The organism is Methanobacterium veterum, from assembly GCF_000745485.1.
Lineage (GTDB): Archaea > Methanobacteriota > Methanobacteria > Methanobacteriales > Methanobacteriaceae > Methanobacterium_D > Methanobacterium_D veterum.
In genome coordinates this window covers 55,876-70,682 of sequence record NZ_JQJK01000008.1, presented here as the reverse complement: position 1 = coordinate 70,682, position 14,807 = coordinate 55,876, and the positions used below count along the sequence as shown (strand labels likewise).

General features: G+C 33.1%; 12 protein-coding genes. 4 read left to right on the top strand and 8 right to left on the bottom strand.

All coding sequences use genetic code 11. From position 1 onward, the window contains the following. Positions 1-118 precede the first annotated feature (118 nt). The 5 genes from EJ01_RS00395 to EJ01_RS00375 form a co-directional block, all read right to left on the bottom strand. Positions 119-298: a hypothetical protein gene (locus tag EJ01_RS00395; RefSeq protein ID WP_048079959.1), complete on the bottom strand. Its 180-nt coding sequence runs from the start codon at positions 296-298 to the stop codon at positions 119-121. A gap of 662 nt (positions 299-960) precedes the next feature. Then, the gene (lon, locus tag EJ01_RS00390; protein ID WP_048079958.1) at positions 961-3,339 is read right to left on the bottom strand and encodes an endopeptidase La; all 2,379 of its coding nucleotides are present in this window, start codon (positions 3,337-3,339) and stop codon (positions 961-963) included. A 128-nt stretch (positions 3,340-3,467) separates the two neighbouring features. Continuing rightward, positions 3,468-3,761, bottom strand: a complete 294-nt coding sequence (locus EJ01_RS00385; protein WP_245611112.1) for an ArsR/SmtB family transcription factor — start codon at positions 3,759-3,761, stop codon at positions 3,468-3,470. A 226-nt stretch (positions 3,762-3,987) separates the two neighbouring features. Continuing rightward, positions 3,988-5,187, bottom strand: a complete 1,200-nt coding sequence (locus EJ01_RS00380) for a double zinc ribbon domain-containing protein (RefSeq protein ID WP_048079956.1) — start codon at positions 5,185-5,187, stop codon at positions 3,988-3,990. A gap of 222 nt (positions 5,188-5,409) precedes the next feature. Next, the gene (locus tag EJ01_RS00375; RefSeq protein WP_048079955.1) at positions 5,410-5,961 is read right to left on the bottom strand and encodes a hypothetical protein; all 552 of its coding nucleotides are present in this window, start codon (positions 5,959-5,961) and stop codon (positions 5,410-5,412) included. A gap of 1,189 nt (positions 5,962-7,150) precedes the next feature. On the opposite strand from EJ01_RS00375, the gene kaiC reads away from it, so the two are divergent. Genes kaiC through EJ01_RS00355 form a run of 4 tightly spaced genes read left to right on the top strand, consistent with a single transcriptional unit; the run spans position 7,151 to position 10,761 of the window. Then, the gene (gene kaiC, locus EJ01_RS00370; RefSeq protein ID WP_048079954.1) at positions 7,151-8,857 is read left to right on the top strand and encodes a circadian clock protein KaiC; all 1,707 of its coding nucleotides are present in this window, start codon (positions 7,151-7,153) and stop codon (positions 8,855-8,857) included. A gap of 1 nt (position 8,858) precedes the next feature. Beyond that, positions 8,859-9,167 (top strand): circadian clock KaiB family protein, encoded by a 309-nt coding sequence (locus EJ01_RS00365; protein WP_048079953.1) that lies wholly within the window; start codon positions 8,859-8,861, stop codon positions 9,165-9,167. Between the two features lie 13 nt (positions 9,168-9,180). Then, positions 9,181-9,528 carry a circadian clock KaiB family protein gene (locus EJ01_RS00360; protein ID WP_211251397.1) on the top strand — a complete coding sequence of 116 codons (348 nt, stop codon included), beginning with the start codon at positions 9,181-9,183 and terminating at the stop codon, positions 9,526-9,528. An 18-nt stretch (positions 9,529-9,546) separates the two neighbouring features. Then, complete coding sequence (locus tag EJ01_RS00355) at positions 9,547-10,761, top strand: PAS domain-containing sensor histidine kinase (RefSeq protein ID WP_052375716.1); 1,215 nt, start codon at positions 9,547-9,549, stop codon at positions 10,759-10,761. 161 nt (positions 10,762-10,922) lie between these two features. On the opposite strand, the gene EJ01_RS00350 is transcribed toward EJ01_RS00355, so the two are convergent. The 3 genes from EJ01_RS00350 to xth form a co-directional block, all read right to left on the bottom strand. Next, positions 10,923-11,180 (bottom strand): SWIM zinc finger family protein, encoded by a 258-nt coding sequence (locus EJ01_RS00350; RefSeq protein WP_048079951.1) that lies wholly within the window; start codon positions 11,178-11,180, stop codon positions 10,923-10,925. A gap of 104 nt (positions 11,181-11,284) precedes the next feature. Then, on the bottom strand, positions 11,285-13,561 hold the full coding sequence (locus tag EJ01_RS00345; protein WP_048079950.1) for a DEAD/DEAH box helicase: 2,277 nt from the start codon (positions 13,559-13,561) through the stop codon (positions 11,285-11,287). A gap of 268 nt (positions 13,562-13,829) precedes the next feature. Next, a complete protein-coding gene (gene xth, locus EJ01_RS00340; RefSeq protein ID WP_048079949.1) occupies positions 13,830-14,603 on the bottom strand; it encodes an exodeoxyribonuclease III in 774 nt (257 codons plus the stop codon). Positions 14,604-14,807 lie beyond the last annotated feature (204 nt).

Here is a 14,807-nt window from a genome sequence, read left to right as displayed (position 1 = left end):
TTTTTTTATTTTTAAATTCGATGATTTTTTGTGCAGTTCTGGAAATTTTGAAATTTAAGGTTTTTTTAGGTATAATTATTTGATAAAGAGCGGGTACTTGAAATCTGAATAAATTTGATCACCGGCTTATTGCTATGCGTGAGTTATATGTGTTACAGTAGGGACACTCAGGTCTAAACTCTAACACTAACCTTTTTTCTCCATACACTTCTTCTAATCGTGCAGGGGCACTCTCTGGAATGTCATATTCTTTTTGACAGTTATCACACTTTATAATCCATGCAGCTTTATTGACCATTTTAAATGTCCTCCATAAATTTAGGAGCATCTCAAAATACATCTGGCGATATTTTTAACTTAACACTCCAAATATTATTAATTATATTATAATTAATATTATTTTCTATTTTGGATGATTTACAGGATATAGAAATAAAATTTGAAGGATCAACCGATGGGAAGTTCAACTTACAAAAAAAATAACAATGTGGTTTGGGATGAACATAAAAAAATTAAATGGCAAAATCGAAAGATTAAAAATAAAAACTTGCTTTAACTCCCAAGTTAAAAATTTTTCAAAACGGGTATAAATAAGCAGGCACATATACCTGTAGCTGCTCATTTATGCTAATTTAACGATTTTAAGTATTTCATAACCTTATAACTTTAAATATTAAAAAATTGGTTGATAAATTGTGATTATTGAGTTGTGATTATTGAAATATATTTGTTAGTCTATAATTCCATACAACTTCAAATTGAAATTTTATAAAGAAATGAAGTCCCTATCCAACTTGGAGGTGAGTTATGTATGCGTTAGTTGGTTGAATAGGGAAAATAAAAAATAAAAGTGAATAAAAATTAAAGGAGGATCCCTATCCTGCAATATAAATTTGGAGGTAAATAAGATAAGTTTAAGGCAGGATAGGGATTTTTGGTCAAATTAAAGGTGAAAGGAGCTTAAGCTCCAGCTCCACCTGTTATCTGGTTTGATGTCATGTTGTACATCACTGGTTTTGGAAGTTCAATACCAATTGTTTCACTTATTACATCTTCCACTGTTTCAGCGAAGATGAATTCTATCTCATCTTTAACGTCCTGTGGAATATCATCTAAATCTTTTTCATTATCCTTTGGCAGGATAATTCTGTTTATTCCAGCACGATGGGCTGCAAGTACCTTCTCTTTAATTCCACCTACTGGAAGTACTGCACCTCTAAGTGAAATTTCACCAGTCATAGCCAGTTTAGGGTCAACTTTATGGCCTGTTACCAGTGATGCAATGGTGGTTAACAGTGCTACACCTGCAGACGGCCCATCTTTTGGAATTGCCCCTGATGGAACGTGGATGTGCAAGTCTTTTTTGTCAAACTCAATGCCTTCTAAATGGAATGCAAGTCTTGAACGAATCAGGCTTTGAGATATTTTAGCTGATTCTTTCATTACATCACCTAATTGGCCTGTAAGAGTTAATTTTCCATTACCTGGCATGAATGCACCTTCAATGAACAGGATGTCACCGCCTACTGGAGTCCATGCGAGACCTGTTACAACTCCTGGAGGGTTGTTTTTACCTGCCTGTTGTTGTGCGATAAGTTCATGGCCTAGTATGTCGTATAACATGTCTGATTTGACAACGTAAGGTAAATCAACTGTACCAAGTACAACTTTCTCTGATGCTACCCTTGCAACTGCAGATAACTGACGTTTAAGTCCTCTTACACCAGCTTCTCTGGTGTATTTTTCAATAATTGTTTTTAAAGCTTCGTCGTCGATTTGAAGTTGGGTGTCATCTAAACCGTGATCTTCAAGTACCTCTCCAATCAGGTGATTTTTAGCTATATGGAATTTCTCGTGGCTGGTGTAGCTGCCGACTTCTATGATTTCCATACGGTCCCTTAGCGGTCCTGGAATGTCTCTGAGTGAGTTTGCGGTTGCAATGAAGAATACATCGGATAGGTCGTAAGGTACTTCTAAGTAGTGGTCTGAGAAAGTGTCGTTTTGTTCTGGGTCTAATACTTCCAGTAATGCGCTTTCTGGGTCACCGTTTATTCCTGCTCTTATTTTGTCAACTTCATCTAAGATGAATACTGGGTTTCTTTCGCCTGCGCGTTTCATTCCCTGGATAATTCTACCAGGTAAAGCTCCGAGATAGGTTCTTCTGTGACCTCTGATTTCAGATTCGTCTTTAACACCACCAAGGCTGATTCTAACATATTTACGTCCTAAAGCTTCAGCAATGCTTTTACCTAAACTGGTTTTACCAGTTCCTGGAGGTCCTGCAAGTAATAAAATGGACCCCTGTTTGTTCTGTTTTAATTTCATTACTGTAAGGTGCTGGATGATCCTGTCTTTAACTTTTTCAAGTCCGTAGTGCTGTTCGTTTAAGAGTTTCCTTGCAGCTTCTATGTCAATATCTTTGATTTCGCTTTTACCCCATGGAAGGGCAACAAGCAGGTCAAGGTAGTTTCTTATGACGTTTTCTTCTGAGCTGTGAGGGCCCTGTCTTTCAAGTTTAGCCAGTTCTTCAAGAGCTACTTCTTTGACATCTTCAGGCATGTCTGCTTCTTCTATTAACTGCCTGTAATCTTTTTTACCGCTTCCGCCTTCTACATCGTCAAGTTCTTCTTGTATGGCTCTAAGCTGCTCTTTGAGCATGTTTTCTCTGTTTCTTTTGCTCATTTCTTCATTGAACTTTGCAGCCATTTCCATCTGGAACTTTACGGCTTCTTTTTGTTCAATTAAAATGTCTAAGAACTTTAAGCTCTTTTCTTTTAGTGATCGTATTTCAAGTAAGGCCTGTTTTTCTTCAAGAGATATTCTCATGTATGGGAAAACATAGGCTATGATTTTGGTTATGTCATCTAATTTATTTACCTGCTCAACATATGTTTTTGAGCCTTTGAAGTTTTCACTTATTTCAGAAACCAGATATTTGATGTGTTTGAGTATATCTTCTTCATCTTCTGGATCTAAGTCCATTATATCTGGAATTAACCTGTAGGTTGCCCTGTAATTTGTCCCTTCAGGAATTAGTTCATCTACTTCTACTCTTTCAACGATTTCCATTTTAATTTGATAGAAATCTTTCATTGCTTTGGCATTTTGAATTTTAATTAATGTACCTACTTGGTAGAAGTCTTCTTCGCTGTACAGTCCTTCAGTACTTCCTTCACGGACAGCAAGTGCAATTCCATAGAAGTCATCTGCTGCAACTCGCTTGTAGATTTCGCTACCAATTTTTTTACTAATTTTTAAGGTTATATCAGTCTTATTTAAATAAACTGTGTTTGGTATAACCAGTACAGACAATTCTTTGTTGATGTTCATTTCTGTCATGATATCACTCAAGGGTAGGTAGTTCCTTTTTTAAGGCCAAATTAGGCTTTAATTATTGTTTTACTTTCCTTGATTCTGTAATTATGTTAATTTAATATCTACTGCGCAAATTTGATAATGGATAAATGTTATTCGCGCTTTCCTGATTTGTTGCACTTTAAAAACAGGCAACCAAATAAAAAATCAATTTTTTCTTTGTGATTTATTAGGGCACTCTTGTTGAAGGTGTAATATATATAGTTACCCTGTTTTGTTGCGTTGAGGATCTTCGCAGTTTTTAGTATCTTAAGATGTTGTGAAGCAGCTGGTTGGGTTAAACCCGTTATCTTTGCCATTTCAGTAACACTAACCTTCTCCATTTCGCCGGATGCTAATTTATAGATTAACATCAGTCGGTTAACATTTCCGAGTGCTTTGAACAATTCTTCCAGTTCCTCTGATAAGTCGGAGGTGTGTTCAGAATTTATCCTCAACATAGTCTATAAGTATATACTTATATACTTATAAAGGTTTCGGTTTTAGATACATTTTGTTAGAAAAAAATTTGTATATTAGTAAATTAGAAGATGTTTGATTTAAACCTTTCTAAAAAAATTTAGATGAATATTTTTAAAATTTAGATGGCTAAAACAAAGTTTAACTAAACTATTAATTTTGCTCAATAGGCCAATATGACCAATTTCCATGGCTTGTGTCCTCATTTGTTCTTTCATGAATTGTTATATTCCCAATATTTATTTTTATTCTATTTATTTCGAAGTTAGTGTAACCAAAATTTATAGCATAATTTTTGTTATTTTCAAGATTAGTGGAATTAAGATTTCTTTTAAAGACTAATACTTTTGATATAGTTGAGTGGGGTCTAAGTATTAAGCTTCGTTTAAATATTAAATCTTTTTTAAAAGATTCTGTTGATAGTTCTGGATATTCTCCAATCATATCGAACCAGGATGATTTATTAGTATCCCTAGTCGAATTTAATTGTAAAAATAAATTTTTAATAACTAAATCTTGACCTCCGTCATTTTTTAGTTCTACTTGTAAGAGGATATAGTCTGAATTAGGTATGCTAACATTATTATTTATTCCAAATATTGTTGGATCTTCAATGTATAGGTCTCCTGGCATTGAACTGTATCCCAAACTAAAACATGCAACTATTAGTGACACAGTTACTGCTATAATAGAAATAATATCTGACTTTTTCCATGGTCTCCAAAAACTAGATATTTTCTTTATTTGATTGTTTTTTAATAATGATAATAATAGTAATATGCCTAAAATCCCACCTAAAATTCCAGATATAAATATAGATATGGGTAATTTCAGATAATACATATAAATTGCTAAGATTAAATCTGGAAATACTAGTGGAGAATTTATTATATTCCATATTGAAAAATTATAAGAAATAGTTTTGGTAATGCTATATGTTTCAGTACCAGATGTATAGAATATCATTGTAATTATTAATGAATAGATAAAACTTATAAATACTAAATTTTTAAACTTCTTATTAATTAAAAAAAAGATTAAACCACCAATAAATAGTATTATCATTGCTAAAAGGCCTTTATTAATGGTTAAATTATTAATAGTAATTAGTGATAGAAATGTTCCAGTTAGAATAATTGCTATGAGTACAATTAAAAATATATTTTTCCAATATAGAAATGAACTTTCTTTTCCTGTAATTTTTAGGTTATTTCTACAATTTGAGCAAAATAATGCATCACTACGATTTTTTTTCTGACATTTTGAACATTCAATATTTAATTTATTACCGCATTTGTAACAGTATGAATCTTCTTCTTTAACTTCTGTATTACAATATGGGCAATAAGTCATAAAAATAGTATATTTAATATTATATATTTAATTTATCTAACATTAGATCAATGCATGTAACATTTTATTTAGTAATTAATAAGTGAAATGACGCTATTTTAATGTATACTTAAGTTAAATAGTAATTTATTACCATTTTAATTATAGATATATGAAAAAGTTAGTTTAAGTATTAAAAATTAAAATTAAAATTAAAAAGATTAAATATAAAAAGAAGGAAGACTAAACCGTTTGGTTAGTTTCTTGTTTTGCTTGTTTAAACTTTGAAATTGCACTATCTGTTAAGTCAGCAGCGCTTTGCAGATCATCTGCATTGTTATTCTGCAGCCCGTTGATTTCAAGTGTTAATGCTTGATTAAGATCTTGAAATCCTGATATTAACAAATTATGGAAATTTTGCAGGTTTTGTGGTGGAGTTAAACTTTGAATTTCTGTAAGTGCATTATTCAAGCTAGCTTTATCCTTTTGAAGTTTTGAAACAGCATCATCTTGATCTATTGCTCCGTTTGCATATTTTTCAAGTACGGTATATGAATCATTTAAAGCATTATTTGCATTTTTACTTATGCTGTCAACCTTGGTAGTGTAGTCGGATGTGGCTTTGGCTGAGGAAGTGCCGTTGGTCTGGGGTTGTGTATCTGTGGCAACAGATTGGGTCGTGCTTGGATTATTGTTAGTTATTCCATAGATTCCTATTGCCATAACAAGTACTATAATGCATAAACTTGCAACAGCGATTTTACCATTTCTACTTAATTTTCTGATTTTATTCACCCCTTTATTCTATAAACAAATTCTGGAACTACTTTCAGAGTTAATCAAACATTTGGTGACTTCTTTTATTTATTAGCCCTTAACTAATTCAATAAATGTATAATTTTAAGGCCAATGAATAATTCCAGATTTATCTAAAATTTTGATAATTCAAGGCATTATTATATTATTTTATTAATATTACATATATAATTATTACTATTTAAAAAATAGACATTATTAAACCTGATAAAAAGTTATCAGTTACTTTAAAATAGTGAATATGTGGATTTTAATTTATAATTTGAGTTCAATAAGTTTTCTCAGGAAATGCTTAACTATTTAGTTATACATTAACGGTTATTGGTGTACTATTGGAATTAAAAATAGAGTTAGAAGAGACAAATTTAGTTTATTCATTCAAAAGTTAGATTAATAAATTTTAGGGCCTTATTTATACATTTTTCTATTTATTTGTGAATAAATATTTATATTATACAAAAAAATAAATTAATTATTAATTTTAATCGCTCATGTTTGGGAAGTTGTAAAATCTCTCAAAAATTCCCTCAAAAAATCAAAGCCTTCAAAAACCGCTGGTTTTTGATGTTGAAGGAAATCAAAGATTTCCTGAACTGCAAAAACATGGTTTTCGCATGCCCCGAAATTCTACGAATTTCGAGGGATTTTTGGGGCATGTGAAAAATTATAGATTTTTCACGGCTGCAAAACCTTTGGTTTTTAAAAGCTTCGAATTTTTGGAGCATTCAAACGTTTTGCATTTGGTGTATCGAAATTGAAGATTTAGAATGCGCAAAAACTATGTTTTTTGTGATTTGACACAGCAAACACAAAGTGTTATGTTCAATGTGACAGTAAAAATCGTAGATTTACATGTTTGAAAAAAACAAGTTTTTTTCAAAGGAAAAATAGAAACATTAGAAAACCTACGGTTTTCTATGCCCCAAAAATTCTATGAATTTTTGAGGGATTTTTCCATGTTGTAAACATTTAACGCGGATATCAAAGTAAATTACATCTTTTTAAGATATTTCATATATAATTAATTAAAATTATAATTTAATTAAAGTATAATTCATGCACGTGTCATAAACATGAGCGATCAGTCATAATTATTCTTTAAATTGATAATACATATTCCAAAAATTCATCTTATTTGGTAGTTACAAAAAAATAGAGGTAAAATTGAATGTCGAATGTGGAAAATCTGTTAAATGGTGATGAATCTATACTTGAAAAAACTATTACGGGTATTGAAGGTTTAGATGATATTACTAGTGGAGGATTACCTCAGGGACGTCCCACTTTAGTTTGTGGTGCTGCAGGTTGTGGTAAAACCATTTTTGCAATGGAATTTATTGTTCATGGAGCAGAAATGGGAGAACCAGGAGTTTTTGTATCCTTTGAAGAGTCTATTGAAGATCTTAAAAAAAATTTTATTTCAATGAACCCTAATCTAAACGACCTTATTGATCAAAATAAAATTTCATTTGATTATGTCCATATAGAGCGCAGTGAAATTGAAGAAACGGGAGAATATGATCTTGAGGGATTATTTATAAGATTGGGATATGCTATTGATTCTGTAGGGGCTAAAAGGATTGTTTTGGATACTGTAGAAGCTCTTTTTTCAGGATTTAGTGCTGAAGCATTACTCCGTGCCGAACTCCGCCGATTGTTTCAGTGGCTTAAAAATAAAGGAGTTACAGCAGTTATAACTGGTGAAAGTGGAGAAAAAACACTTACCCGATATGGACTGGAGGAATACGTTGCAGATTGTGTTATACTGCTCAATAATCCTGTTGTAAATAAAATTACTACTCGAAATCTTAGAATAGTTAAATACAGGGGCTCAGCTCACGGTACAAATGAATATCCATTTTTAATTGACGAAAAGGGAATTACTGTACTCCCAATTACTTCCATTGGGTTAGATCACCATGTATCTGAAAAGCACGTTTCAACGGGTATTGAAAGGCTTGACAGTATGATGGATGGAAAAGGATTTTATAAGGGCAGCAGTGTTCTTCTTACTGGAAATGCCGGAACTGGTAAAAGCAGTTTTGCAGCGCAATTTGTTGATGCAGCATGTAGAAATGGGGAAAAATGTATTTATTTTGCATTTGAAGAATCTCCAGAGCAAATTATGCGTAATATGAAATCAATTGGTCTTGATCTGAGGCAGTGGGTTGATAAAGGCCTTTTAAAATTCCATGCAACACGTCCAACGCTTTATGGACTTGAAATACATCTTGTAACTTTATACCAACTGGTAAATGAATTTATTCCAGATATTGTTGTTATTGATCCTATATCTAATTTAATCACAGTAGGGAGTCTAGATGACGTTAAATCAATGCTTATGCGCTTAATTGACTTTTTAAAAGACAGAAAAGTGACTTCATTATCTACGAGCCTATCATTAATGGGACATATTGAATCTGATGTAGGTGTTTCATCTTTAATGGATACCTGGATTGATCTTAGATCAAGAGAAAATAATGGTGAGCGAAATCGTACCCTTGACATTATAAAATCAAGGGGTATGGGTCATTCAAACCAGTTAAGGGAGTTTTTAATAACTAATAATGGAATTGAAGTGGAAGATGTCTATATTGGACCTTATGGAATGTTAACTGGCTCTGCACGCATCTCTCAAATAGCATTAGAAAAAGCACAGAAACTAATGCGCCAACAAGAAGTTGAAAGGAAACAAAGGGAAATTGAACGTAAACGCAATTTAATGGAAGTTCAAATAGCTGAAATCAAGTCTAAATTTGAAGCTGAAGAAGAAGAACTTGAAAGAATAATTAAGCAGGAAACATTAAAAGAGGAAATTCTGGAAAAAGATCAAGTAAAAATGGCCAAAATAAGAAAAGCAGATAAGGAGGACTGAAATGAATTTAGATGAAGACGGAGGAGAATGTCCTGAATTTTGGGAGCTAAGGTTATATGTTGCTGGGCAGACACCAAAATCAATAGAAGCGTTCTCAAATTTAAAAAAAATCTGCGAAACACATTTGGAAGGTAAATATCGTATTGAAATAATAGACTTACTTGAAAATCCTGAGCTTGCTAAAGGGGATCAGATTCTTGCCCTTCCAACACTGGTCAGGAAACTTCCAGAACCTGTTAAAAAGATCATAGGTACCCTTAAAAATGAAGAAAAAGTCCTTGTAGGGTTAGATATACGTCCTACATGTTAATATGGGTGATATAATGAGTAAAAAAGATCTAAATAAATTTGATGAGTTTGAAAGTGCACTTACTGCCGAAAAAAAAGGCGACAAGTATGTGCTACGTCTTTTTGTAGCAGGTATCAATCCAAAGTCCAGGAAAGCTATTGGAAATCTTATGAAACTTTTAGAAGAAAATTTAAAAGATCAGTATGAACTTGAAATCATTGATATTTACCAGCAGCCCATATTTGCTAGAGAGGGGCAAATAGTAGCAGCACCGACTCTAATTAAGGAATTACCTCCACCTCTTCGAAGATTTGTAGGGGATATGTCTAATAAGGAAAAGCTTTTACTTGGATTGGAATTAAAATCAAAGAATGATGAATAATAATATCACGGAGATAATATGAATAAAAGTGATGAATGCTCTAAAGAACTTGAAAAATTACGTTTAAAGCTTTATGAAGCGGAAGAGACCTTAAATGCAATTCAAAATGGTCAGGTTGATGCTGTTGTCGTAAATGGTTCTAAAGGCACTCAGGTTTTCACATTAGAAGGCTCAGACTATGCTTACAGGATCCTTATTGAAGAGATGAATGAGGGAGTAGCTCTATTAACTACAGACCTTTCTATTTATTACTGCAATAGTAAATTGGCATCAATGTTTGAGATGCCGCTGGAAAACATGATTGGAAAATCAATAACCGATTTTATCTCTCCAGATCAGCTTAAAAAATGTAAAATTCCTATTGTAAGTAGTTCAGACAGCAGCTGTAAAGAAGAAATTTATATAGATGCTGGTGATGGAACTTTGATGACATTTCAAATTAATATCAGCTTCTTAGAGAAAATAGATGGATATTATGTAATTGTAACTGATCTAACTGAGCAAAAAAAAGCAGAACATGAACTTCATGGTTTATTGAAAGATTTAGAGCGTTCTAATAAAGAACTCCAGCAGTTTGCTTATGTATCCTCTCATGACCTTCAGGAACCACTCCGGACTATTGCAAGCTTTACTCAGCTTTTAGAACGGCGTTATAAAGGTAAGTTTGATAGTGATGCCGATGAATTTATGGATTACATCGTGGAAGCTGCTAAAAGAATGCAGCTCATGATCCTTGATTTACTGGAATATTCTAGAGTCTCTACAAATCAAGAAGAATTTAAAGAAGTAGATACCGTAGAAGTACTTGATGAAGCGTTATTTAATTTAAGGGGTACTGTTGAAAATAATAATGCGATAATTACACATAATGACCTTCCTAAAGTAACTGCTGATAAAAATCAGCTTGTTAAAATATTCCAAAACTTAATATCCAATGCAATTAAATTTAAAAAAGAAAATGAACAACCCAAAATCCATATATCTGCAAGAAAAGACCCTCAAAAAAATCAATATTTATTCAGCATCCAGGACAATGGAATTGGAATGGATCCCCAATATGCTGAACGTATTTTTACTTTATTCCAGAGACTGCATACAAGAGACGAGTATCAGGGAACTGGAATTGGACTTTCAGTTGCTAAAAAGATAGTCGAGCGCCACGGCGGCTGTATATGGGTGGAATCTGAATTGGGTAAAGGATCGACTTTTTATTTTACATTGCCAAAATTATAGATTTTGGCACGACAAAATTAAAAATTTTGTCAGCTTCCTAATCTTTGATTAGGATGTTTGAAAATCTACGATTTTCAACCGTAAAAATTCTATGAATTTTTACATGCCCAAAAATCATAGATTTTTGACGGTTACCTGCATCTTAAAAAACTTAAAATTAATTAATCTTCATTTTTCAGCTCAGCAACCTTGAAGAAGGCGGCCCATAAATGTTTACAGACGAAACTACCTGGCTCTTTTTCACTTCTGTACTGATAATCATCACAGTCGCAAAGCCACATATTTTCATTCATGCTGACCTGATAAGTATCATCTCTGGAACCATGCACGCTGAAGATCATTAAATCATCGTCAAATAATTCAATTTCAACATTACCTTCCATATATAATTTAAATCCTTCGTTCATCCTGTTTCCCATTGGTTAATCCTCTGTGATTTAATTTTATTTTTGTATTAACTCTATTTTTAGATAATTCTTTATTTATATTAATATTTACTTTAATAAAAATATTTCAACAAAATTTATCTTTCCATTTCCATTAAATCAAACATCTGTTCAAGTATAAAAAGAGTACCTTCTTTATCAAGTGGTTTATTATCGTTGCCGCATTTTGGTGAGTATATACATGCCGGGCATCCCTCTTCACAGGTACAATCCCTTACAAGTTCATAAGTCATGCGGGTTATTTCTTCAATTAAATGGAATGCTTTCTCAGTTAATCCAATACCACCTTCAAATCCATCATAAATGAAAATTGTTGCCATTTTTGTATCGGGGTGGCTGGGTGTGGAAACTCCACCTATATCAAATCTATCACACATAACGTGAAACGGAATAATAGCTATCATGGCATGTTCAAGGCCGTGGATACCACCTTCAAAAATTTCTTTTCGATCTATAGCACATCTGAGGCCTTCTGCTATACTTTCAGGTAGAGTAAACCACATACCTTTTGTTTTAAACTGAATTGGCGGTAATTTAAGGTTCCGCACGCTGACAACTTTGCTCTTTTCTAATACCTTATATTTTGGGTAATATTCACTTACTTTAAGTTCTCCAAATGATACGTTCAGATTTCCGATTTCCCTTTTTTCAATTTCTTTAAATATTTTAATATCAATGTCTTTTTGCACGCTTGTATGGCTGTTTACATCTTTTTTAACTACTTTTATGACGTTTTTAGCCAGGTCAAATTCCCTTACAATGTAAGTTTCGCCCTGGTTAATCAGAACTGCTCCATGGTGTGCTTCAGTGTATGCCTGCCGTTTATCCATGGTTTCAAGGACTTCCCCTTTGTAGTACACTTTAAATATTTCATCTGAAGTATTTCCAAGGTTAACCTTAAATGGAGGATATTCTGATCCGCTGTAGACCCATCCTTTATTTGTCTTTTCAATTAACCTGGAACCAATCAATGATTTTAAATGGTCTTCTACACCTGTTTCAAAGTCAATTTTCATCATATTAGGTTTTACAGGCATCTCCTTTGCAGCGCACATCAAATGCCCTTTTATGATCTGGAAATTGGACAGGTCAATTATGGCATGCTCATGGGGCTTGTCAAAGAAAATATCAGGGTGTTTCATAAAGTACTGGTCCAGAGGATTTTGAAAGGCAACAAATGTCACGAGGGAATCAGAAGTCCCCCTGCCCGCTCTTCCAGCTTGCTGCCACACTGACATTAATGTACCGGGGTAACCTGATATGATGACGCTGTCCAGCGAACCAATATTTATACCTAATTCAAGGGCGTTTGTAGCAGTTACTCCTCTTAATTTGCCGTTTTTAAGATTATCTTCTATTTTACGCCTATCTTCTGCCAGATACCCTGCTCTGTATGCAGAGATTTTATTTACAAGTGATTCATCAATTTCACTAATTTCTTTTTTAGAACGCCTTGCAATTAATTCTGCCATTTTTCGGGATGTGGTAAAACAGAGGGTTTGTAGATTATTCAATACAAACAACTGGAACAGGCCCTGAGATTCTACGTGTGTTGTAGTCTTTCCTACACCGTCATAATAAGGATTATAAAAAATAAAATGTTTTTTTCCTTTGGGTGAACTATCCTCAGATATTAAATTAAATTTAAGGCCTGTTAATTTTTCACTGAATTCAACAGGGTTTGCAAGGGTAGCTGTGGATAAAATAAATTGAGGGTTAGAGCCGTAGTAATTGCAAATCCTCTGAAATCTCCTCATCAAGAACGCTACATTGGATCCGAAAACACCCCTGTATTGATGTGCTTCATCTATTACAACAAATCTAAGGTTGCTGAAGAAGTTTTCCCACTGGTGGTGCCATGGTAAAACATTGTGCAGTTCATAGGGGTTGGTTATAACTATCCTGGAATCCTTTCTAATTTTCCTTTTTTTAGTAGGTGTAGTGTCCCCGTCATATACCTCTGGATTAAAGCTCATTCCGCAGTACTTCTCAAGCTCCTTCATTGATTTGAGCTGGTCGTTTGCAAGCGCTTTTGCGGGGTAAATATAAAGCGCTGTAGCATTCTTATCCTGACTTAACTTTTCAAAAATAGGTATATTGAAGGCAAGAGTTTTACCAGATGCAGTAGGGGTGGTTATAATCACATTTTTCCCACCTCGAAGCAGGTCTATGGCGCTGCACTGGTGTTTATAAAGTTTTATATTATTTTTGTGCAAATAATTCTTTATAAATTGTGGTAAAACAGCTTTGGTGTCTCCATAGACTGCTTCTTGTGGTTTTAAAACACGTATATGTTCTACCCTGTTTTTATACCATTTTTTTGATTTCAATGAGTTTAATACCTTTTCTATCATTGGTTGTTTCCTAGTTATTTTGAGTCAAAATAAGAATCAAATAAAAACTCCATATTTTATTTATAATTCGCGCGAAATTATTATAAAACATGTCATTATTTTAAATTCAAGTTTTAAGCTTCTTTTCATCTTTATAATTAAAACTAAGATTTATATTTTTTCTTATTATGTGCCTGTTACTAATTTGTATAATAAATTAAAACTGGATTTAAAAAATGGGCTATGAATTTTTTTAAACTCATTTAAAATAAAGGTAAGATATTGATAATTATTTCAATTCAATATCCAAACCTACCGGGCAGTGGTCAGAACCCATTACCTCTGGAAGTATGTACGCAAATTTTATTTTATCTTTAAACTCTTCATTTACAAAGAAGTAATCAAGTCTCCACCCTACATTTCTACTTCTAGCACCGCCTCTATAACTCCACCATGTATACTGTTCGGGGTTTTTATTGAACAGTCTGAGTGTATCAACATAGCCATTATTTAGGAATTTGTCAATCCAGGCACGTTCTACAGGTAAAAAACCTGAATTTTTTTCATTTGCCTTTGGCCTTGCAATATCTATCTCTTTATGTGCAGTGTTCAGGTCCCCGCAGATTACCACGTTTTTACCGTTTTCTTTTAATTTATTGGCATAATTAAGGAGTGCGTCGTAGAATTCTAACTTGTAGGCAAGCCTTTCATCTGACATTTTGCCGTTGGGGAAATATATGTTGAGGAGGACAAAATCATCGTAATCTGCAATCAGTATCCTGCCTTCGCTGTCAAATTTAGGGATTCCGAAACCGTATTCTACAGTTTTTGGCTTTGTTTTGCTGTATATGGCCACGCCGCTGTAGCCTTTCTTTTCTGCCTCGCAGAAATAAGCATGGTATCCCTCAATACTTTTTAATGCTCGGGGAAGCTGCTCTCTGGCAGCTTTTGTTTCTTGAACGCATAATATATCTGGACTTTCAGTTTGAAACCATTCGATGAATCCTTTTTTGTGTACGGCTCTTAAACCGTTTACATTCCATGATAAAATTTTAGTTTTCATGTTTTCATTCCGTGTTCTTTAAATTTAGCTGAATAACATTTCAGCAGCTGTTTTGTGCTTAAACTGTTACCATTGCATAAACTTAGGGGTTGCTTATTTTTAATTTTGAAGTGTAAATTATTTTAATTATATTTTATAAATAATATATAGGAAACTAAGTTGATACACCCTTTTCAATAATTATGAATTTATTTTAAAGGTTGA